This is a genomic window from Lysinibacillus sp. RS10 (assembly GCF_041956855.1).
Lineage (GTDB): Bacteria > Bacillota > Bacilli > Bacillales_A > Planococcaceae > Lysinibacillus > Lysinibacillus xylanilyticus_A.
The window spans coordinates 4686386-4708497 of record NZ_CP167122.1 but is presented as its reverse complement, the minus strand read 5'-3'; the positions used below and the strand labels follow the sequence as shown (position 1 = coordinate 4708497).

The following is a 22112-nucleotide window of genomic DNA, read 5'->3' as shown; positions in this document are numbered from 1 at the left end:
TTAGTTGTTGACATCTAGTTGATAGCGTGATATTATATAAGAGTTGCTGTTGCGAAACGGTAACGAAATGAACCTTGAAAACTGAACAAGCAAAACGTAATCAATAAAGTTTTAAGTAATTAACTTTCGTTAATGAACAAAACAAAATTTTGGACATCAAACATGATGCCAGCAAAACAATTTGAGCTAATCAAATTTCTTTTTATGGAGAGTTTGATCCTGGCTCAGGACGAACGCTGGCGGCGTGCCTAATACATGCAAGTCGAGCGAACAGAGAAGGAGCTTGCTCCTTTGACGTTAGCGGCGGACGGGTGAGTAACACGTGGGCAACCTACCTTATAGTTTGGGATAACTCCGGGAAACCGGGGCTAATACCGAATAATCTATTTTACTTCATGGTGAAATACTGAAAGACGGTTTCGGCTGTCGCTATAAGATGGGCCCGCGGCGCATTAGCTAGTTGGTGAGGTAACGGCTCACCAAGGCGACGATGCGTAGCCGACCTGAGAGGGTGATCGGCCACACTGGGACTGAGACACGGCCCAGACTCCTACGGGAGGCAGCAGTAGGGAATCTTCCACAATGGGCGAAAGCCTGATGGAGCAACGCCGCGTGAGTGAAGAAGGTTTTCGGATCGTAAAACTCTGTTGTAAGGGAAGAACAAGTACAGTAGTAACTGGCTGTACCTTGACGGTACCTTATTAGAAAGCCACGGCTAACTACGTGCCAGCAGCCGCGGTAATACGTAGGTGGCAAGCGTTGTCCGGAATTATTGGGCGTAAAGCGCGCGCAGGCGGTCCTTTAAGTCTGATGTGAAAGCCCACGGCTCAACCGTGGAGGGTCATTGGAAACTGGGGGACTTGAGTGCAGAAGAGGAAAGTGGAATTCCAAGTGTAGCGGTGAAATGCGTAGAGATTTGGAGGAACACCAGTGGCGAAGGCGACTTTCTGGTCTGTAACTGACGCTGAGGCGCGAAAGCGTGGGGAGCAAACAGGATTAGATACCCTGGTAGTCCACGCCGTAAACGATGAGTGCTAAGTGTTAGGGGGTTTCCGCCCCTTAGTGCTGCAGCTAACGCATTAAGCACTCCGCCTGGGGAGTACGGTCGCAAGACTGAAACTCAAAGGAATTGACGGGGGCCCGCACAAGCGGTGGAGCATGTGGTTTAATTCGAAGCAACGCGAAGAACCTTACCAGGTCTTGACATCCCGTTGACCACTGTAGAGATATAGTTTTCCCTTCGGGGACAACGGTGACAGGTGGTGCATGGTTGTCGTCAGCTCGTGTCGTGAGATGTTGGGTTAAGTCCCGCAACGAGCGCAACCCTTGATCTTAGTTGCCATCATTTAGTTGGGCACTCTAAGGTGACTGCCGGTGACAAACCGGAGGAAGGTGGGGATGACGTCAAATCATCATGCCCCTTATGACCTGGGCTACACACGTGCTACAATGGACGATACAAACGGTTGCCAACTCGCGAGAGGGAGCTAATCCGATAAAGTCGTTCTCAGTTCGGATTGTAGGCTGCAACTCGCCTACATGAAGCCGGAATCGCTAGTAATCGCGGATCAGCATGCCGCGGTGAATACGTTCCCGGGCCTTGTACACACCGCCCGTCACACCACGAGAGTTTGTAACACCCGAAGTCGGTGGGGTAACCTTTTGGAGCCAGCCGCCGAAGGTGGGATAGATGATTGGGGTGAAGTCGTAACAAGGTAGCCGTATCGGAAGGTGCGGCTGGATCACCTCCTTTCTAAGGATATTTTTGGAATACAAACCTAGGGTTTGTAAGATTACGTTTTGCGTTCAGTTTTGAAGGTTCATTCTTCTGAATGAAATACTTCAAAACTTGTTCTTTGAAAACTGGATAAAACGACATTGAAATTGTAACAAACACATTTATTTTTTAAGTTTTTTATAGGCTTAATAACTTGGTTAAGTTATTAAGGGCGCACGGCGAATGCCTTGGCACTAGGAGCCGAAGAAGGACGGCACTAACACCGATATGCTTCGGGGAGCTGTAAGTGAGCTTTGATCCGGAGATTTCCGAATGGGGGAACCCACTACGTTTAATCGCGTAGTATCTTGACGTGAATTCATAGCGTCTTGAAGGCAGACCCAGGGAACTGAAACATCTAAGTACCTGGAGGAAGAGAAAGAAAAATCGATTCCCTGAGTAGCGGCGAGCGAAACGGGAAGAGCCCAAACCAAGAGGCTTGCCTCTTGGGGTTGTAGGACACTCAATACGGAGTTACAAAAGAGCGAGTTAGATGAAGCGACTTGGAAAGGTCCGCCAGAGCAGGTAAAAGCCCTGTAGTCGAAAGTTCGTTCTCTCCTGAGTGGATCCTGAGTACGGCGGAACACGTGAAATTCCGTCGGAATCCGGGAGGACCATCTCCCAAGGCTAAATACTACCTAGTGACCGATAGTGAACCAGTACCGTGAGGGAAAGGTGAAAAGCACCCCGGAAGGGGAGTGAAAGAGATCCTGAAACCGTGTGCCTACAAGTAGTTAGAGCCCGTTAATGGGTGATAGCGTGCCTTTTGTAGAATGAACCGGCGAGTTACGATTACGTGCAAGGTTAAGCTTTAGAAGGCGGAGCCGCAGCGAAAGCGAGTCTGAATAGGGCGAATTAGTACGTGGTCGTAGACCCGAAACCAGGTGATCTACCCATGTCCAGGGTGAAGGTGAGGTAACACTTACTGGAGGCCCGAACCCACGCACGTTGAAAAGTGCGGGGATGAGGTGTGGGTAGCGGAGAAATTCCAATCGAACTTGGAGATAGCTGGTTCTCTCCGAAATAGCTTTAGGGCTAGCCTCGTGATGAGAATACTGGAGGTAGAGCACTGTTTGGACTAGGGGGCCATCCCGGTTTACCGAATTCAGACAAACTCCGAATGCCAGATATTTATACACGGGAGTCAGACTGCGAGTGATAAGATCCGTAGTCAAAAGGGAAACAGCCCAGACCACCAGCTAAGGTCCCAAAGTAATCGTTAAGTGGAAAAGGATGTGGCGTTGCACAGACAACCAGGATGTTGGCTTAGAAGCAGCCATCATTTAAAGAGTGCGTAATAGCTCACTGGTCGAGTGACGCTGCGCCGAAAATGTATCGGGGCTAAACGATTCACCGAAGCTGTGGATTGACATCTATGATGTCAGTGGTAGGAGAGCGTTCTAAGTGCGTTGAAGTCAGACCGGAAGGACTGGTGGAGCGCTTAGAAGTGAGAATGCCGGTATGAGTAGCGAAAGACGGGTGAGAATCCCGTCCACCGTATGACTAAGGTTTCCTGAGGAAGGCTCGTCCGCTCAGGGTTAGTCGGGACCTAAGCCGAGGCCGATAGGCGTAGGCGATGGACAACAGGTTGATATTCCTGTACCACCTCCTCACCGTTTGAGAAATGGGGGGACGCAGTAGGATAGGGTAAGCGCGCCGTTGGTTGTGCGCGTCCAAGCAGTAAGGCGTGTGTGTAGGCAAATCCGCACACTGTAACGTTGAGCTGTGATGGCGAGTCCGTATGGACGAAGTTCCTGATTTCACACTGCCAAGAAAAGCCTCTATCGAGGTGAGAGGTGCCCGTACCGCAAACCGACACAGGTAGTCGAGGAGAGAATCCTAAGGTGTGCGAGAGAACTCTCGTTAAGGAACTCGGCAAAATGACCCCGTAACTTCGGGAGAAGGGGTGCTCTTGAGCGTGCAAGCGCATGAGAGCCGCAGTGAATAGGCCCAGGCGACTGTTTAGCAAAAACACAGGTCTCTGCAAAACCGTAAGGTGACGTATAGGGGCTGACGCCTGCCCGGTGCTGGAAGGTTAAGAGGAGTGGTTAGCGCAAGCGAAGCTGCGAATTGAAGCCCCAGTAAACGGCGGCCGTAACTATAACGGTCCTAAGGTAGCGAAATTCCTTGTCGGGTAAGTTCCGACCCGCACGAAAGGCGTAACGATCTGGGCACTGTCTCAACGAGAGACTCGGTGAAATTATAGTACCTGTGAAGATGCAGGTTACCCGCGACAGGACGGAAAGACCCCGTGGAGCTTTACTGTAGCCTGATATTGAATTTTGGTACAACTTGTACAGGATAGGTAGGAGCCAGAGATCTCGGAGCGCCAGCTTCGAAGGAGGCGTCGGTGGGATACTACCCTGGTTGTATTGAAATTCTAACCCATGCCCCTTAGCGGGGCAGGAGACAGTGTCAGGCGGACAGTTTGACTGGGGCGGTCGCCTCCTAAAAGGTAACGGAGGCGCCCAAAGGTTCCCTCAGAATGGTTGGAAATCATTCGTAGAGTGTAAAGGCACAAGGGAGCTTGACTGCGAGACCTACAAGTCGAGCAGGGTCGAAAGACGGGCTTAGTGATCCGGTGGTTCCGCATGGAAGGGCCATCGCTCAACGGATAAAAGCTACCCCGGGGATAACAGGCTTATCTCCCCCAAGAGTCCACATCGACGGGGAGGTTTGGCACCTCGATGTCGGCTCATCGCATCCTGGGGCTGTAGTCGGTCCCAAGGGTTGGGCTGTTCGCCCATTAAAGCGGTACGCGAGCTGGGTTCAGAACGTCGTGAGACAGTTCGGTCCCTATCCGTCGTGGGCGTAGGAAATTTGAGAGGAGCTGTCCTTAGTACGAGAGGACCGGGATGGACACACCGCTGGTGTACCAGTTGTCTTGCCAAAGGCATCGCTGGGTAGCTATGTGTGGACGGGATAAGTGCTGAAAGCATCTAAGCATGAAGCCCCCCTCAAGATGAGATTTCCCATTACGCAAGTAAGTAAGATCCCTCAAAGACGATGAGGTAGATAGGTTCGAGGTGGAAGTGTGGTGACACATGGAGCTGACGAATACTAATCGATCGAGGACTTAACCAAAACGTTTGAAACATTCAATGCACGTTTATCCAGTTTTGAAAGAATAATTTCTTTCAACCAAGGGTTTCAAGATACGATGTATATTGAAAGCCGAAGAGAGCTTCAAGACACAAGTAGTACAAGGAAGCAAACGAGTGAATGAGGGAGCGTACCTCTGTACGTGACCGATTGAGCGAGAGAAGCTGACGCAGTAATACGCCGTGTATTGGAGGTCGAAAATAGTCTAGTGATGATGGCAAAGAGGTCACACCCGTTCCCATACCGAACACGGAAGTTAAGCTCTTTAGCGCCGATGGTAGTTGGGGGCTTCCCCCTGTGAGAGTAGGACGTCGCTAGGCATTATACCCAGGAGGATTAGCTCAGCTGGGAGAGCACCTGCCTTACAAGCAGGGGGTCGGCGGTTCGAGCCCGTCATCCTCCACCATTATGGTCCCGTGGTGTAGCGGTTAACATGCCTGCCTGTCACGCAGGAGATCGCCGGTTCGATCCCGGTCGGGACCGCCATTTTTTTTTTTGCCGGTGTAGCTCAGTTGGTAGAGCAACTGACTTGTAATCAGTAGGTCGTGGGTTCGACTCCTATCGCCGGCACCATCCATTGGAGGGGTAGCGAAGTGGCTAAACGCGGCGGACTGTAAATCCGCTCCTTAGGGTTCGGCGGTTCGAATCCGTCCCCCTCCACCAGTTTTAATATAATAGGGGCATAGTTCAACGGTAGAATAGAGGTCTCCAAAACCTTTGGTGTGGGTTCGATTCCTACTGCCCCTGCCAGGTTTCGAGGTACTCGTTATCAAGAACTGCTGTGTTTACATATAGTGGCGATTGTGGCGAAGTGGTTAACGCACCGGATTGTGGTTCCGGCATTCGTGGGTTCGATTCCCATCAGTCGCCCCATTTAATAATTGGGGTATAGCCAAGCGGTAAGGCAACGGATTTTGATTCCGTCATGCCTAGGTTCGAATCCTAGTACCCCAGCCATTTATTTCTTAGTTTGAGCCATTAGCTCAGTTGGTAGAGCATCTGACTTTTAATCAGAGGGTCGAAGGTTCGAGTCCTTCATGGCTCATCAAGTTTTTATACAAAATTATGCGCCCGTAGCTCAATTGGATAGAGCGTCTGACTACGGATCAGAAGGTTATGGGTTCGACTCCTGTCGGGCGCGCCAAAAAAAGTAACGGAATGTAGCTCAGCTTGGTAGAGCACTTGGTTTGGGACCAAGGGGTCGTAGGTTCGAATCCTGTCATTCCGACCAGTTTTACTTAATTTTTGGGGCCTTAGCTCAGCTGGGAGAGCGCCTGCCTTGCACGCAGGAGGTCAGCGGTTCGATCCCGCTAGGCTCCACCATTTCTAAATATTTTGGAGGTATACCCAAGTCTGGCTGAAGGGATCGGTCTTGAAAACCGACAGGCGGGTAACACCGCGCGGGGGTTCGAATCCCTCTACCTCCTCCATTTCCGGGTCAGTAGCTCAGTTGGTAGAGCATTAGATTGAAGCTCTAAGTGTCGGCGGTTCGATTCCGTCCTGACCCACCATATTTGCGGGTGTAGTTTAATGGTAAAACCTCAGCCTTCCAAGCTGATGTCGTGAGTTCGATTCTCATCACCCGCTCCAAATAATGGGCCTATAGCTCAGCTGGTTAGAGCGCACGCCTGATAAGCGTGAGGTCGATGGTTCGAGTCCATTTAGGCCCACCATTATTCCGAAGTAGCTCAGTTGGTAGTAGCACCTGACTGTTAATCAGGTTGTCGCAGGTTCGAGTCCTGCCTTCGGAGCCACGGCCCCTTGGTCAAGTGGTTAAGACACCGCCCTTTCACGGCGGTAACACGGGTTCGAATCCCGTAGGGGTCATCAAGCATGTTGCACATTTGTGCAACATGCTTTTTTTAGTGTGCCGGGCATGTCCGTCAACTAGGTGATGAAAGTTCACTGTGGGCGTTGGGATATGCGAACCACTAGCCAAGTGCAAGGGTGTCCATGGCGACGTGGAATCTGAAGGAAGCAGGAGGCAAAACCTTGGTCCGAGGTATACGAATCACATTCGAGGTTGTTCTGACTGGACGAGATTGCTAAACAAATCAAAATCCAAAATATCCACGGGAGTCAGTGCAATAAATGTGGCGGATAGATGAGGTGAAAGTGGACGGACTTACCCCGGGAGATCTGATGAATACCTGGAAACAGAACCTATTTAGCGATAGATAGCTGAATCATCAGAAGTCAGCAGAAGCCATAGTACCAATAAGGGGAAGGGCTGAACGAAAGGAGTGAACATGGAAGGGCACATTATATGACAGTGAAGACACAGCCAATCATAAGACTTTACGTTGCCTTGAAACGCAGAACGTGAATCGCGCAACGAAAAGAGTGGAACTGTTCATATGCATACCTATACCATGAGAACATATGGATTCAAATGGACTAATTTATTTAATAACAGACCGAGATAATCTAAACGAAGCTTTTAAGAAGGTACGTAGAAATAAAGGTGCTGCTGGAGTCGATGCGAAAGATATAGAAGCAACACGCCAATACTTAAAAGAAAATAAAGAAAAGATTATTCGTCAAATCCAAACAGGGCAATATACACCGCAACCGGTAAGACGGGTAGAAATTCCAAAAGGAAACGGTAATACGAGAAAATTAGGGATTCCAACTGTAACAGACCGCGTCATTCAACAAGCAGTCGTTCAAATCTTAACACCAATCATCGACCCAATTTTCAGTGACTATAGTTATGGTTTTCGGCCAAATAAAAGTGCTCATCAAGCAATTGCACAAGCGCAATCTTATATGGATGAAGGCTACAAATTCGTGGTCGACATGGACCTTGAGAAATTCTTTGACCGCGTTCAACACGATAAACTGATGTCCCTAGTTGCGGGATATATTAAGGATAAGCCAACTTTAAAGTTAATCCGTAAATTTCTCAACGCTGGTACTATGGCAAATGGCGTTGTAGTACATAGCCAAGAAGGCACGCCGCAAGGTGGTCCACTGAGTCCACTACTTAGTAATATTCTTCTCCATGAACTAGATAAAGAGCTTGATAAAAGAGGTCACAGATTCGTTCGTTACGCGGATGATTGTAATATCTATGTCAAAAGTTTAAAAGCAGGAGAGCGTGTAAAAGTAGGGATGACAACATTTATCGAAAAGAAACTAAAGCTTAAGGTAAATGAGGAGAAATCCGCAGTGGGAAAGCCGAGCGCACGGATATTCTTAGGAGTGAGTTTCTATCGAAACAAACGACAAACAAGGATATACGTGCCAAAGAAAAGTAAACAGAAATTTGAAGATAAAATCCGCCGCCTCACGAATCGTAATCGGAGCATGCGAATGGATGAAAGAATTAAATACCTCAACTATCTGATTCAGGGGTGGGGTAATTACTTTAAAATCGGAGAGCTTGGTAAATACGCTAAAAAGATGGATGCCCATATACGCCGAAGACTGCGAGCGTGTCGATGGAAAGAATGGAAGAAAACCACAACGAAGTGTCGCAACCTTAAGAAACTTGGTATCCGACCGAACGACGCCTATAGAATGGCAAATACAAGAAAGGGATATTGGCGAACATCTAATAGTCCAATCATAGATAGAGCCCTAAATAATAAATACTGGGAGAAACAAAATTTAAAAAGTCTCTCCCAAGTCATTTTAAAACCATAAAACTTTTGAACCGCCGTATACGGAGCCGTATGTACGGTGGTGGGAGAGGTCGGAGGTTAATCACCTCCTCCTACTCGATTGATTGTCATAGTTTTTGTATGTAAAAGAGGCTCAGCTGGGATTAAAATGCAAAACTGCACACCCAATGTATTAGTTGGATTAATATTGAGTGTACGGTCTAGGTTGTTCCGGCATCTTCATTTTTTGATTTTCCATTTTCAGGGTTCTTAATGTTTCTCAGTTTCGCGACAATAAGTAATAACAAAGGAAGAAAAAGGGAAAATATTCCAATATATAAGGGCCAAGTTTCTTGATTATATTTGCTAGAATGCATGTTATTTGGATGTACTATTTGAGAAAGTGCAACTGTAATCATCCCAAGTGGGAGAATTAATCGTCTGTGATCATTAATTTTAAGTATTTCTCCTAACCCCTTTACCGTTGCGTAAAAATACATGAAGGCTCTGACGAATATTGTAACCATCCAAATAAAAGCCATAATAACTTCAATACGTTGCAGGAAATTACCAATCGAAATTCTTTGCGCTAGCGTGTAACTAGGGAAGGTTCTAAGAGATGTATTTGTTACCCCCAATACTAAAATTGATAATGCTATAATAATTGTTAAAATTAATCCTCCTATTAATGTGCCAATATAAAACCCTTTCTTACCAGATGTATAGTTATTGATAGCTGATGGAAAAACCATTAATATAACGACTAATGGAAAAGAAAATAGACCCATAAAGTGTAAAATGCTATATATAAGAGGTTGTGCTGAAACTTCTAAAATTGGTTGTACATTTTTAATCTCTATTTCAGGGGTTATAAATAACACAAAAATAATAAATATGAACAGAAAAGCAGGGAATAGTATTTCTAATGTACGCGCAAAAACTTCTATTCCTGAATAAGCTGCAAAAAGTATAATAAGGTTAAATAATATTGAAAATACAACTGGTGGCGTCTCTGGCATTACCTCTGTCTGAAGAAAATTTCCAATAAAATATAGTAGCTCGCCAGATGATAACAACGTTAAAATGACAAATCCAATGGTAACAATTTTCCCTAAAAAACTCCCCAATATTTTTTCTGTAATCTCTACAAAGGATAGAGTGGGCATCTTTTTTACTAAAGCCATAAACAGTGTTAGGATAGGTATACTTAATAAGGTACCTATAATGGCTACAATCCAAGCATCTTGTTTTACTTCAGTTGCTATACTTGCAGGAATAATTAAAATGCTTGTCCCTACGGTAAAGAGAATTACAATTATTGTGAATTGACGTGAACTTATCAATTGCTTTTCCATAATATTCCCCCTTTCTTAAGATTATTTTTTTAATAACGTTGTTTTTAAAAAATCACTAACTGGATGGAAAATATACATAATTATATCCAGCGGACTAAATTGTATTGCTTTTAAACTTATAGCAATATTTAAGACTACACCGATCGTTAGCAAAAGGGAAAATGTCCAAACGGTTTTAGTATCTCCTTTTTTTAAACTTGGCAACTCAAAAAAAATAATACAAGCTGTAATAATTAATATTACTAACACCATAGCCATATAGATTACTCCTTTAATTGTGCGTTCTGCATAGTCTCTAAACCTTGAGTTTTCACATTGACCTTGACAGTAGTTTTTTAATAGTTAATGAGCAGGTCGTTTCTTATTTTGTAATTGCTTATGTCCTCTAACATTATTAGTTTGGCTAATTAATCGCGGACGAGTTAACAAAGATCGGCGTGGAAAAACGATTAGTGCATCTTTTTGATCCTTTGGAATTATTGGTGCAAAAGGGCTCATATAAGGTACACCAAAGGAACGTAAACTACATAAATGCATAATAAGAAACATCATTCCTATAAACACTCCAAATAACCCGAACATTGCTGCTAATCCCATTAAAGGAAAGCGTAAAATCCGTATGGAATTAGATAATCCATATGCAGGAAAAAGGAAGCTACATATCGCTGTTAATGCTACAATTATAACCATTGACGCTGAAACGATACCTGCTTGTACAGCGGCTTGTCCAATAATCAATGTTCCTACAATCGATATTGCAGGCCCTATCATTCTTGGCATACGAAGCCCTGCCTCCCTAAGTACTTCAAATGCAATCTCCATAATTAGAGCCTCTACAAACGCAGGAAATGGTACACCTTCTCGCTGTGAATAAATATTGATGAGCAAAGATGTGGGTATCATTTCGTGGTGAAAAGTCGTAAGGGAAATGTAGAGAGAAGGAGCAACTAAGGCAAGACTAATCCCTAAAAACCTAATGATACGAATAAATGAGCTGATAAATGAATGTTGATAATAATCCTCTGCAGATTGCATGAAGGATGTAAATAATGCAGGTACAATTAAAACAAAGGGAGTACCATCTACTAAAATAGCAATTTTACCTTCTAATAATTCTCCTGCAATGACATCTGGACGTTCCGAATTATAAACAGTAGGAAATAGCGAGAATTTTGGGTCTTGAATTAGCGCTTCAATATAGCCACTTTCTAAAATGCCATCAATATCAATTCGATCCAATCGTTCAAAAACTTCTTGTACAATTTTTTCGTTTTGCAATTCCATTTATATACATAACGGCAACATCTGTTTGAGTAACTTCACCAATAATCCTAGATTTTATCCAAAGGTTTGGGCTTTTAATTTTACGTCGAATTAAAGCGGTATTAGTTCTCAAAGTCTCTGTAAATGATTCCCGAGGGCCTCTAATGACAGATTCTGTTGAAGGTTCTGTTACTGCTCTATCCTTCGAACTTTTTGTACTTGTAGCAATCCCTTTTGCAAGACCATCTAGTAATATAACGGTGTCTCCATTTAAAATGGCACTAAACAAAGCAGTAAAATCAACAATATCGTTAACATGTCCAACTGTTAAACAGTAATTCTTTAAATGTTGATTTAATTCATTGATTGTTGTTTCGGAAGTCTCCATTAAATCAGATAAGAGAGGCTCTACGATAAAATCAGAAATAACGGTTTTATCAGCTAAACCATCCGTGTGAATAATGGCGATTGATTGTTCCTTTAATTTCCCTATTAATGTTTCCCGTATAATAAGGTCACTACTGTTTCCGAAAGCTTCTTTTATAGTAGTAATATTTTTAGATAGTTTTGTGTTTAGTAGTCCTTTTTGAATAAAATTATGGGAGATGTTAGTATTCTCGAAATCATTCACCTCAAATCTCCTCCTCAATAAGTTTTGAAACTATTAAGAGGATGTACAAATTTATATTTAATTAAACGTAAAATTTTAGTTATTAAGAAAAAATCTTTTATCATATGTATAGTTAGATTGAGATACTATATTAGGAGAAATGATTAGCAAATTTGAACAAAGTATTTCAAATAATAGGGTAGGTTAGAAAACTAAAAGGTGGATTTTTAGGCATTTCATAAGAGGTGCTTTTTATTATGCTCGCAAAGTTAGTGGATGTGCCGAATATACTTTGTGGGTTTATAGAGGGATGAATTCTTAGAAAGAAGAAAAATTAAAGGGGTCACGCGGAGGTTGTGACCCTTATTAATTTGAAGGTGTAAAGGATAAGTTTGTATTATCCTAATCGTTATGAGCATTAGAGGTGTTATCGGGTATTAATAACATTTTGACATAAAGCTAGCTCCGACAATAATCAGAAGAATGAATAGAACAACGATTAGAGCAAATGATGAACCAGACCCAGACCCAGATCCATAACCATTACCATAGTCTTGAGACATAATAATTCCCCTCCTCTCTAAAATCTATAATATGAATATTTGTTAACAGGATTCGCGACATTCATCCACTAAAAAATAAAAAAAGTTCATTTGCATAAGCTACACTTTTGGTATCTGATGAAATCACATGAAGACCATCTATAAATTTGAACAAAGTATTTCATATATGAAATATGTATGTTTTCCAGAAGATATTTTCGTGGTGATTATCGTTCTATTCCTCTAATATGAGGGTAGATGGAGGAGTTCGACATGAATTTACATGAGATACAGCGGTTTTTAGAACTTTATCAAGTAGAACAAAATGAGTCTAAAACATGGCTAGAAAATAAATTACAGCAGATTAAAACAGCAGGAGAATATATACCGACAACGGAGGAATTAACCTTTGGCGCACGAGTGGCATGGCGTAATAGTAATAAGTGTATTGGCCGTTTGTTTTGGCAATCACTGCATGTTATAGATGCCCGTGATATTTTAAAGGAAGAGGCCGTGTTCACTGCTTTGCTTGAGCATATACAATATGCAACAAATGACGGGAAAATTCGTCCAACAATAACCGTTTTTGCACCAGGGCGAGTACGCATATGGAATCACCAGCTAATCCGTTATGCGGGCTATGAAACGGAATCTGGAATCATTGGTGATCGACATTCCGTTGAGTTTACAAAAATTTGTGAATCACTTGGCTGGAAAGGTGAGAAAACAGCATTTGATGTGCTTCCACTTGTTGTGCAGGTAGATGGAAGAGAGCCGCAAATGTTTACAATCCCTGATGAATATGTACTTGAGGTCCCGATTCGTCATCCTGAAGCTCCTCAAGTCGAGGATCTAGGATTAAAATGGTATGCAGTGCCAATGATTTCGAGCATGCGCTTCCAAATGGCAGGTATCGATTTTCAGGCGGCTCCATTCAATGGATGGTATATGGGCACTGAAATCGGGGCACGTAATTTAGCTGATCATGAGCGTTATAATATGCTGCCCGCTATAGCAGAAATTTTTAACCTCGATACAACAAAACAGGCTTCTCTATGGCGTGATCGTGCATTAGTTGAGCTTAATATTGCGGTTCTGCATTCATTTAAAGAAGATGGTGTGAGCATTGTAGATCACCATACCGCAGCTCAACAGTTTAAATTGTTCGAAGAGGCGGAAACTACAGTAGGGCGTGAAGTTACAGGGAATTGGACGTGGTTGATCCCACCGTTATCTCCAGCAACAACCCATATTTTCCATAAGCCGTATGTTAATGTGTACAATACACCGAACTATTTTTATCAGAAACCACATTATTAATCGAAAAAAGGCAGCACATGAGCTGCCTTTTTTAATTTACATATTCATTTTTAGAAGCCCTAAAAGAACATAAGGAAAGTATCAATACTACGACAACAAAGAGCCAGCCTACGATGTTCCAGCCACCGAATAAATCATGCAAGTATCCGAATAGGATTGGACCGATTGCGGCGAATAAATATCCTAAGGATTGTGCAAAGCCTGATAAATCAGCTGCTTCAAAAGCGGTACGGGTACGTAGTGTAAAGAACATCATTGCTAATGCGAATGAAGCACCCCCTGCTAAGCCTAGTAGCACCATCCACAGTATTGCGAGGCTTGTCCATTCCATTACTAATCCAATAAAGCCAACTATGTAAAATGACGTAAACATGAATACAAGGGGGCGTTGAGACGTCATTTTACTAGCGATAATAGGTATAGCTAAAGCCATCGGGACTTGTGAAAATTGCATGATGGAGAACATCCAGCCGGCACGATCTGCGGCTAAGCCTTGTGCTATGTATATTTCAGGAATCCAGGCAGCAGTTGTATAGAATAATAATGACTGTAACCCCATAGCACCTGTTACAGCCCAAGTAACAGGTGATTTCCATAAAGGTGTACGTTCTTTTGTAATCTTAAAAGTAGACTCAGGCTTATTAAATTTCAACTGTGGAATCCAAATTAAAATGGTTAATACCACAAGTACAAGCGAGATGGCCAGTGCACCTTGCCAGCCAAGTGATGAATTGGCGATAGGATAGCTAATGCCAGCACCAAGCCCAGCTGTCAAATTCATCGACATTGTGAAAAATGCCATAAGTAAACCTATGTGATAGGGAAACTTCAATTTAAGCAATCCTGGAATAAGTACGTTACCGAATGCAATAGCGATACCAATTAGCACAGTACCAAACACGAGTAAAGTAGTTGTGCCAAGGGAGCGTAGTATAATTCCTAATGCTAAAAGAATAGTGGATAAAAATAATGTTAATTCTAGCCCCAATTTACGTGCGACATTAGGGGCAAATGGTGATATGATTGCGAATGCTAGCAATGGGATTGTTGTTAGAAAGCCCGCGAGTACATTGGATATGCTGAGATCTTCACGGATAAAGGAAATAATGGGCCCAACAACTGTTAGTGGCATTCGTAATGTCGAGGCAATACAAATGACGCCGATAACTAATAATAAGGTTGTTCCTCTCCAGCTGATTTCCCTGCTAGGATAAGTAGTCGAATGTTCATCAGTAGTCAAATAAATCCCTCCTGTTAGAACAATTATAATCGAACTACTATGCCATTGTATTAAATTATTTAAAGTGATGGAAAATTCGAAAAAAACGGAACATTAATCGGGTTATTGAAATGTCAAAGGTCGTATGTTAAACTAATACACATCATAAATTTAATAATTATATGCCTCAAGTTTGTATTGAGGTAGAGGTCGCGGTATTTAAGAGTATACTAATGGAAATGACAAGCATTAGAGATGTTAGTGGAAAGGAAATATCGCCGAAGTGTGAGGGGACTTGAAAACCTCATGCTGGGGCTGTCTCCGAAAGGAACAGAACTGTCACGTTTGGAACAACGTGTTGAGCTATCGTTTTTGAAAGAACTGAGGATTAACTTAGCCATCACTGCGTTCATGTGATGGCATTTTTTTTGCCTCTTTAAAGAAGGAAGGAAGCTAAATCGTGAGTGAAATAAAAGTGAATCAGCTCGGCAATAAAGCGCCGAAGCTGAAAAAAGAATTAAAAAGCCGTCATATTACTATGATTTCATTAGGCGGTACAATCGGTACAGGGTTGTTTTTAGCTAGTGGTGGTGCCATTGCGCAAGCAGGCCCTGGCGGAGCACTTCTCGCCTATGCATTAATTGGTATTATGGTGTACTTTTTAATGACGAGCTTAGGCGAAATGGCGGCTTATATGCCATCATCGGGCTCATTTAGTACGTATGCTACAAAATTTGTAGATCCGGCTTTAGGTTTTGCACTTGGCTGGAACTACTGGTACAACTGGGCAATTACAATTGCGGCAGAAATTTCTGCTGTATCATTAATAATGAAATATTGGTTCCCGGATAGCTCATCAGCACTTTGGACTGCTTTATTTATCGTTATCGTTTTAACGTTCAATCTACTATCGGTAAAAAGCTATGGTGAAAGTGAATATTGGTTTGCAATGATCAAGGTTGTCACTGTAATCATCTTTATTATCGTCAGTTTCTTAATGATTTTTGGTATTTTAGGTGGACAAGCTCCTGTAGGCTTTACGAATTTCTTTATTAGTGATGGACCGTTCCACGGTGGTTTCCTTGCTACATTTGGTATTTTCTTAGCTGCGGGATTCTCGTTCCAGGGGACAGAGCTACTAGGAATAACGGCAGGGGAAACGGATGACCCTGGTAAAAATATTCCGAAAGCTGTTAAGTCTGTTTTCTGGCGAATTCTTTTATTCTATATTTTAGCGATTGCTGCAATTGGGATGCTGATTCCATTTACAGATGAACGTTTGTTGTCTGAGGATATCGCTGTATCACCATTTACACTAGTATTTGACCGTTTAGGAATTGCCTTTGCAGCGTCAATGATGAATGCCGTGATTTTAACGGCTATGCTGTCAGCAGGGAATTCAGGGCTCTATGCATCTTCTCGTATGCTGTGGCAATTAGCAGTAGATGGCCATGCACCAAAAATTTTCACTAAACTAAGCCGTCGAGGTATTCCAATTTACGCATTATTGGCGACATTATCTGTAGGCTCCCTAGCATTTTTAGCTTCATTCTTTGGTGACGGTGTAGTCTATATGTGGCTTCTAAATGCCTCTGGGATGTCTGGCTTCATTGCCTGGCTAGGAATTGCATATAGCCATTATCGTTTCCGTCGAGCGTTCGAGGCACAAGGCTTGGATCCGAAATTGTTGCCATATAGAGCAAAGCTATTCCCATTCGGTCCACTATTTGCCTTTACAGTTTGTATGATTGTTGTGATCGGTCAAAACTACACAGCCTTTATGGGTGACAAAATTGATTGGTACGGAGTATTTGTTTCATATATTGGTATTCCACTGTTCTTACTGTTATGGCTTGGCTATAAAATCAAGCATAAAACAAAAGTGCTTCCACTAGAGGAATGTGATTTAAGAGTAGAACAATAAAATAAAACTGCCCTGTGAGTCATAGAAAATGACTTGCAAGGCAGTTTTTTTTTTCTCGATTGACCCCAGTTTTGGTGTCTAACCTTAATATGGTAGACTGTTATAGAAATGAATCATCCCCAAATTTTAGGAATGACATTTGTTAAAATGTATGCCATGTATATAAGTTGATTGGAGTAGAGGCTGGACGACTCCTTGGGGATCAGCGATAGAGGATAGACGCTTTATGTTAGGAAGAGGTGCATGAAAGTGCAGAAGCATATTTTACTAGTAGAAGATGACGAAGCCATTCGTGAAATGGTAGAAAGCTATTTAACAATGGAGGGGTTCCTGGTTACCTCTGTAGTAAATGGGGAAGAGGCATTACAAAATTGTTTAAACAATCCCTATGATTTAGTGATCTTAGATATTATGATACCGAAACTTAATGGATTAGAAGTATTAAAGATTATAAGAGAGCAAGCATCACTTCCAATTATCATTATGTCAGCCAAGGATAGTGATGTTGATAAAGCGTTGGGATTAGGATTAGGGGCAGATGATTATATTGCCAAGCCATTCTCTATGCTGGAATTTTCAGCACGTGTCAAAGCCGCAATTCGAAGAGCTACAAAATACTCCAGTCAAGTAGAGGAGAAGAAAGATACAGTAGAGATAGACAACTTATCAATCGACCTTGTTAATTTTTCAGCTGAGAAGAATGGACAACAAGTAAAGCTCACGTCAAAGGAATTTGCCATCTTAAAATTATTCGTAACAAATCGTAATCGAGTTTTTACAAAGCAGCAAATTTATCAACTAATCTGGAATGATGCTTACTATGGAGATGAAAACATTATTAATGTACATATAAGAAGATTACGCGAAAAAATTGAAGACGATCCATCCAACCCTCAATATATTAAAACGCTTTGGGGAATTGGCTATAAATTTGAAGGATAAACAGATGATTATATTTCTACTATTTATAATTGTATTGCTCCTAGGTATTATAATTTTTCAGGTGAGAGCAAAAAAACAACAAGACGCTACTATTCAATACATGCATCAAAAACTGCAAGCAATCGTTGATGAACAATCGAGCGAGAAGATTTTAGTATCGACAGCTAATCAAGAAATACAGCAACTACTTATTGCGATGAATACCTTGTTGGATCACAATCAAAAAGTACTAGCAACACATCGAAAAATGGAAAGCTCTATGAAAAAGATGTTGGCGAATATTTCGCATGATCTTAAAACACCTTTAACAGTTGTACTAGGTTATACTGAAATGCTGCAGCTTAAGAACTCACTTTGTGAAGAGGAGCGGCAACGATTGCTTACTGGTGTTCATTCGAAAACATTGGAAGTATTAAAAATAATCCATACATTTTTTGACTTGGCAAAATTGGAGGCTGGAGATACAGATTATCCAATGACTAAAATCAATGTCAGTGAAATTTGCCGTAAAAACATTTTATCATTTTACGATATGGTCACCTCTATGGGGCTAGAAATTGATCTTGCCATACCAGAGATATCCTTGAATGCACTCGGAAATGAGGAGGCATTAGATAGGGTTCTGAACAATTTACTGTCCAATGCTATTGCCTATGGGGCAGCAGGAAACGTAATCGGACTTTCAGTAAGAAATGATGATACTAACATCTTTATTGATGTATGGGATCGTGGTAAAGGAATTGACGAATATCATATTGATAATGTTTTTGAAAGAATGTATACGCTTGAGGATTCCAGAAATAAATCCTTCCAAGGTAGTGGTCTTGGCTTAACCATTACAAAACGTCTTGTAGAATTAATGGATGGCTCCATACAGCTCTCAAGTATCCCATATGAGAAGACCATTTTTACAGTTTCTTTCAAAAGAATGATGTATTGAACAGTCATGCTTGTAGAGCATTTTAATTGCTTTACAAGCTTTTCTTTTGTGCTTAAGAAATTTGTAAGAATCAAGTAATAAATTAGAGAGTTTTATTTTTTATAATAAGGTTAGCTAAATTTAAGGGAGAGATCTACATGACATATATTGTGAAAACAAATCAGCTTACAAAGGTGTATGAGGGAAAAGAAGCGGTTTCTTCCGTCAATATGCATGTGAAAAAGGGAGAAATTTATGGCTTTTTAGGTCCTAACGGAGCCGGAAAAACCACAGTCATGAAAATGCTGACAAATCTTACGAAGCCAACGAGTGGAGACATTGAAATCTTTGGTGAAAAACTAACGGATCAATCCTATGAAGTGCTGAAAAGGCTAGGTACGATTATTGAATATCCGATTTTCTATGAAAATTTAACAGCAAAGGAAACCTTAGAATTACATTGTGAGTATATGGGTTATTATGACAAGAAAGAAATTACTCATGTCCTAGATCTAGTGAAACTGACAAACACGGAGAAGAAACGTGTAAAAGACTTTTCTCTTGGGATGAAACAGCGGTTGGGTATCGCGCGTGCGATTATTACTAAGCCAGAATTACTTATTTTAGATGAGCCGATTAACGGACTAGATCCTGTTGGAATTAAAGAACTTCGAGAGCTATTCAAGATGCTTTGCAAAGAGTATGGAATTACAATTATTATTTCTAGTCACATTTTGGGTGAAATTGAACAAATGGCTGATACCATTGGCGTTATTAAGAATGGAAGATTAATCAATGAAGTCTCAATGGACGCTGTCAATCATAGTCAGGCAGATTATATTGAAGTGATTGTTAACGATGGAAGAAAAGCAGCCTTTATTATAGAAAAGGAATTACATATTACTAATTTCAAGCTAATGGACGACAACTCTATTCGAATTTATGAATCAACAGCTTCCCAAAAGGTGCTAACTAAAACATTGATTGAGCATGATATTGAAATTGAGGGCATTAGCAAAAAAACAAGCTCATTAGAGGATTATTTCTTGAAGTTAATCAATGGAGGTGTCGTTAATGCTTAATTTAATGCGTCTGGAAATAAAAAAGTATCATTTAGGTTCCTATGTAAAACGAGCTACCTTCGCAAATTTTGTGATATTAGGTGTCATGTTTATGCTTTTATTTATCACTAAAATAGAAGAAGATCCAGGTCTTGAAAATTATCAGACGGCACTAACCTTTATAGATTCAATGGTAAGAGCAGTATTTATCATTTTTGCATCTGTTTTAATCGCTAAACTTATTATTGGAGAATACAAATATAAAACGATCACTTTGGCATTTATGTATCCAATAAATAGAAAAAAATTGATTGCTTCAAAGCTAGCCATTGTTATTCTTTTTACTTTTAGTGCAATTATCTTATCAAATGCTTTAGTAACGACGATTTTTTGTGTTATTACAGAAAGTTTTAAATTAATTCCGGATACATTAACGACTACTATAATCATGCAACATATTCCGTTTGTAATAATGAATGCAGTGGCAGCATCAGGCATGGCATTGATCCCATTGTATTTTGGTATGAGAAAATACTCCATTCCAACAACAATTTTATCATCAATTCTCATTGTATCGGTCGTTTCCTCGAATACAGGAAACTTTTCATTAAATGATATTATCTTCGTTCCAATAACATTAGCAATGATTGGCATCAGCGTTGCCTATTTAGCGATTCGAAATATTGAAAAGGTAGATATTTAAAGGGGTTTTTTAGCAAAAAATAGATGCCAGGCATTCAAAATGAGTGCCTGGCATTTTTTCTAACCAAATATCGTTTCCCATATTAAGTATATATTTAAAGCTACAACAAGCGCGACTATACACCAGCCTAAAATTGTTGTAATACGATGGTTGACCAGGCTTCCCATAATGTCCCGTTTACTTGTAAACATTACAAGTGGTATAAGGGCAAATGCAATACCAAAGGATAGAACAACTTGACTTAGAACAAGGGCATAGGTTGCGTTAACTCCAGATGCAATGATAACTAGTGGAGGTAACATTGTAATAGCTCTGCGCAAATAAAGCGGTATTTTTCTTCGGATGAAGCCTTGCATCACAACGTCACCTGCTAGTGTACCAACTGAAGAGCTTGCAAGACCTGCGATGAGAAGTCCAAGACCAAAGGATACTGCTGCCATTGGACCGAGCGCCTCTTTTAAACCGTTATAAGCGACATCTAGATCCTCCACTACTATACCTTGTGTATGGAATACTGCTGCAGCAATAATCAGCATACTCATATTGATGGCACCAGCAATAATCATCGCAATCACAATATCAATAAACTCAAAACGGAAAATACGTCTTTTTTCATTGTCATTACGTCCAACAATACGACTTTGTGTTAATGAAGAATGTAAATAAATAGCATGCGGCATAACTGTTGCTCCTAATATTCCTGTTGCGAGTAACAGGGAATCTACCCCTTCAAATTGCGGCGTGAACATCCCAATTGTCACTTCGCCCCAATTTGGCTGTGCTAAAAACGTTTGGAATGCAAAGGCTAGTACGACAATTAGCACCATGCCAGAAATACCTGCTTCAAATGCTCTAAAGCCTCTGCGTTGTAATTCTAAAATGGCAAATGAACCGACTGCTGTAATAAGTGCTGCAGGTAACATTGGAATATTAAATAACAAGTACAGCCCTAGTGCTGCCCCAATAAATTCTGCAAGATCTGTTGCGATAATCACCAATTCGGCCTGTATCCATAAAAATATAGATGTTTTTTTTGAAAAATGCTCTCGTGCTACCTCCGGCAAATTTTTACCAGTCGCAATACCAAGCTTTGCTGACAAAGATTGAATTAACACCGCCATCAAATTGGAAAAGACAATTACCCAAAGAAGTAAATACCCATATTGTGAACCAGCTGTTATGTTTGTCGCAAAGTTGCCTGGATCAATATAGGCAACTGCTGCGATAAAGGCTGGACCAAGAAACGGTAAAATTCGTCGCCAACCTGTTATATCTCCGTCTAAAACCGCCTCAGCAGACGGTTTTGTTATTCGTTTGTAAACCATGTTGTTCCCTCATTTCAAAAAGTATCGTAGAAGAAATAAAGTTTCCTGTAGGAAAATATTATATTACTATTTTATAACTTGAGCAAAAAAATGTGAAGACTTTTGCCTGTTTTTTGTAACGCAATATTTATTCTGCATTAACTGCGGGTAAAAGTTCGATTGGTTAGGGGCAACAGGATGTTGATCACACAAGCGTTTTCACAGGATGTGAAGGTTTTAGCTTGTGTTCCTCTATCCAGTGGGGATAAAGAAAACCCCACTGATTACAGTTTCACTTTATGTAGTTAAAATATGCACGAAACCAAGACTATCAGAAATTTTAAGTTAAGAAAATTTTGTTGAGATAATGCCTGTTGTTCCCCAAATGAGTAGGTTCGTTTTGGAGGTAGAAGCATATATTTTATTCTCATCATTTTCTAATTAGACTTTCACCCCTTGTATCGTT

12 protein-coding genes, 17 tRNA genes, 3 rRNA genes, 1 pseudogene and 1 riboswitch are annotated in these 22112 nt (G+C 41.3%); of the genes and pseudogenes, 27 read left to right on the top strand and 6 right to left on the bottom strand.

Features of this window, described 5'->3' with window-relative positions; translation table 11 throughout:
- Nucleotides 1–201 precede the first annotated feature (201 nt).
- From ACB089_RS23590 to ltrA, 21 genes are all read left to right on the top strand, one after another.
- Nucleotides 202–1753 (top strand): 16S ribosomal RNA (locus ACB089_RS23590).
- A 180-nt stretch (nucleotides 1754–1933) separates the two neighbouring features.
- Nucleotides 1934–4861, top strand: a 23S ribosomal RNA gene (locus tag ACB089_RS23585).
- Between the two features lie 222 nt (nucleotides 4862–5083).
- Nucleotides 5084–5199: ribosomal RNA gene (rrf, locus tag ACB089_RS23580) — 5S ribosomal RNA — on the top strand.
- The 16S, 23S and 5S rRNA genes sit together here with 17 tRNA genes alongside, the layout of an rRNA operon.
- A 10-nt stretch (nucleotides 5200–5209) precedes the next feature.
- Nucleotides 5210–5285: transfer RNA gene (locus ACB089_RS23575), tRNA-Val, on the top strand.
- A gap of 4 nt (nucleotides 5286–5289) precedes the next feature.
- Nucleotides 5290–5365 (top strand) — tRNA-Asp (locus ACB089_RS23570).
- Between the two features lie 11 nt (nucleotides 5366–5376).
- Nucleotides 5377–5452, top strand: a tRNA-Thr gene (locus ACB089_RS23565).
- 6 nt (nucleotides 5453–5458) lie between these two features.
- Nucleotides 5459–5542 (top strand) — tRNA-Tyr (locus ACB089_RS23560).
- Nucleotides 5543–5555: 13 nt separating this feature from the next.
- Nucleotides 5556–5629 (top strand) — tRNA-Trp (locus ACB089_RS23555).
- A 47-nt stretch (nucleotides 5630–5676) separates the two neighbouring features.
- A tRNA-His gene (locus ACB089_RS23550) sits at nucleotides 5677–5752 on the top strand.
- Nucleotides 5753–5761: 9 nt separating this feature from the next.
- A tRNA-Gln gene (locus tag ACB089_RS23545) sits at nucleotides 5762–5836 on the top strand.
- A gap of 15 nt (nucleotides 5837–5851) precedes the next feature.
- A tRNA-Lys gene (locus tag ACB089_RS23540) sits at nucleotides 5852–5924 on the top strand.
- A 22-nt stretch (nucleotides 5925–5946) separates the two neighbouring features.
- Nucleotides 5947–6023, top strand: a tRNA-Arg gene (locus tag ACB089_RS23535).
- 10 nt (nucleotides 6024–6033) lie between these two features.
- A tRNA-Pro gene (locus tag ACB089_RS23530) sits at nucleotides 6034–6110 on the top strand.
- A 16-nt stretch (nucleotides 6111–6126) separates the two neighbouring features.
- Nucleotides 6127–6202, top strand: a tRNA-Ala gene (locus tag ACB089_RS23525).
- Between the two features lie 14 nt (nucleotides 6203–6216).
- Nucleotides 6217–6309 (top strand) — tRNA-Ser (locus tag ACB089_RS23520).
- 5 nt (nucleotides 6310–6314) lie between these two features.
- Nucleotides 6315–6390: transfer RNA gene (locus tag ACB089_RS23515), tRNA-Phe, on the top strand.
- A gap of 5 nt (nucleotides 6391–6395) precedes the next feature.
- Nucleotides 6396–6469 (top strand) — tRNA-Gly (locus ACB089_RS23510).
- 6 nt (nucleotides 6470–6475) lie between these two features.
- Nucleotides 6476–6552: transfer RNA gene (locus tag ACB089_RS23505), tRNA-Ile, on the top strand.
- Between the two features lie 4 nt (nucleotides 6553–6556).
- A tRNA-Asn gene (locus ACB089_RS23500) sits at nucleotides 6557–6633 on the top strand.
- Between the two features lies 1 nt (nucleotide 6634).
- Nucleotides 6635–6706 (top strand) — tRNA-Glu (locus ACB089_RS23495).
- 555 nt (nucleotides 6707–7261) lie between these two features.
- The gene (gene ltrA, locus ACB089_RS23490; RefSeq protein WP_374964162.1) at nucleotides 7262–8527 is read left to right on the top strand and encodes a group II intron reverse transcriptase/maturase; all 1266 of its coding nucleotides are present in this window, start codon (nucleotides 7262–7264) and stop codon (nucleotides 8525–8527) included.
- A gap of 178 nt (nucleotides 8528–8705) precedes the next feature.
- On the opposite strand, the gene ACB089_RS23485 is transcribed toward ltrA, so the two are convergent.
- From ACB089_RS23485 to ACB089_RS23470, 4 genes and pseudogenes are all read right to left on the bottom strand, one after another.
- Entirely contained in the window at nucleotides 8706–9839 is a 1134-nt protein-coding gene (locus tag ACB089_RS23485) for an endospore germination permease (RefSeq protein ID WP_374964161.1), read from the bottom strand.
- Nucleotides 9840–9860: 21 nt separating this feature from the next.
- Nucleotides 9861–10097: a hypothetical protein gene (locus ACB089_RS23480; protein ID WP_374964160.1), complete on the bottom strand. Its 237-nt coding sequence runs from the start codon at nucleotides 10095–10097 to the stop codon at nucleotides 9861–9863.
- Between the two features lie 84 nt (nucleotides 10098–10181).
- Nucleotides 10182–11733 (bottom strand): annotated as a pseudogene (locus tag ACB089_RS23475) (spore germination protein).
- A gap of 416 nt (nucleotides 11734–12149) precedes the next feature.
- On the bottom strand, nucleotides 12150–12275 hold the full coding sequence (locus ACB089_RS23470) for a YjcZ family sporulation protein (protein ID WP_374964159.1): 126 nt from the start codon (nucleotides 12273–12275) through the stop codon (nucleotides 12150–12152).
- 252 nt (nucleotides 12276–12527) lie between these two features.
- Between ACB089_RS23470 and ACB089_RS23465 the strand changes: the two genes are divergently transcribed.
- Nucleotides 12528–13574 (top strand): nitric oxide synthase oxygenase, encoded by a 1047-nt coding sequence (locus tag ACB089_RS23465; protein WP_374964158.1) that lies wholly within the window; start codon nucleotides 12528–12530, stop codon nucleotides 13572–13574.
- Nucleotides 13575–13605: 31 nt separating this feature from the next.
- Here ACB089_RS23465 and ACB089_RS23460 read toward each other — a convergent pair whose 3' ends face one another.
- Nucleotides 13606–14814: a CynX/NimT family MFS transporter gene (locus ACB089_RS23460; protein WP_374964157.1), complete on the bottom strand. Its 1209-nt coding sequence runs from the start codon at nucleotides 14812–14814 to the stop codon at nucleotides 13606–13608.
- Nucleotides 14815–14989: 175 nt separating this feature from the next.
- A riboswitch (Lysine riboswitch) is annotated at nucleotides 14990–15167 on the top strand.
- Nucleotides 15168–15253: 86 nt separating this feature from the next.
- Between ACB089_RS23460 and ACB089_RS23455 the strand changes: the two genes are divergently transcribed.
- From ACB089_RS23455 to ACB089_RS23435, 5 genes are all read left to right on the top strand, one after another.
- Nucleotides 15254–16717: an amino acid permease gene (locus ACB089_RS23455; RefSeq protein ID WP_374964156.1), complete on the top strand. Its 1464-nt coding sequence runs from the start codon at nucleotides 15254–15256 to the stop codon at nucleotides 16715–16717.
- Nucleotides 16718–16966: 249 nt separating this feature from the next.
- Complete coding sequence (locus tag ACB089_RS23450) at nucleotides 16967–17659, top strand: response regulator transcription factor (RefSeq protein WP_374964155.1); 693 nt, start codon at nucleotides 16967–16969, stop codon at nucleotides 17657–17659.
- A gap of 4 nt (nucleotides 17660–17663) precedes the next feature.
- Complete coding sequence (locus ACB089_RS23445) at nucleotides 17664–18599, top strand: sensor histidine kinase (protein ID WP_374964154.1); 936 nt, start codon at nucleotides 17664–17666, stop codon at nucleotides 18597–18599.
- Nucleotides 18600–18736: 137 nt separating this feature from the next.
- Entirely contained in the window at nucleotides 18737–19660 is a 924-nt protein-coding gene (locus ACB089_RS23440; RefSeq protein ID WP_374964153.1) for an ABC transporter ATP-binding protein, read from the top strand.
- Nucleotides 19653–20342, top strand: coding sequence for an ABC transporter permease (locus ACB089_RS23435; protein WP_374964152.1), 690 nt, complete (start codon nucleotides 19653–19655; stop codon nucleotides 20340–20342). The genes ACB089_RS23440 and ACB089_RS23435 overlap by 8 nt, the downstream gene beginning before the upstream one ends.
- 59 nt (nucleotides 20343–20401) lie before the next feature.
- Here the strand turns inward: ACB089_RS23435 and ACB089_RS23430 are convergent, their stop codons facing one another.
- Nucleotides 20402–21667 carry an Nramp family divalent metal transporter gene (locus tag ACB089_RS23430; RefSeq protein ID WP_374964151.1) on the bottom strand — a complete coding sequence of 422 codons (1266 nt, stop codon included), beginning with the start codon at nucleotides 21665–21667 and terminating at the stop codon, nucleotides 20402–20404.
- Nucleotides 21668–22112: the final 445 nt, after the last annotated feature.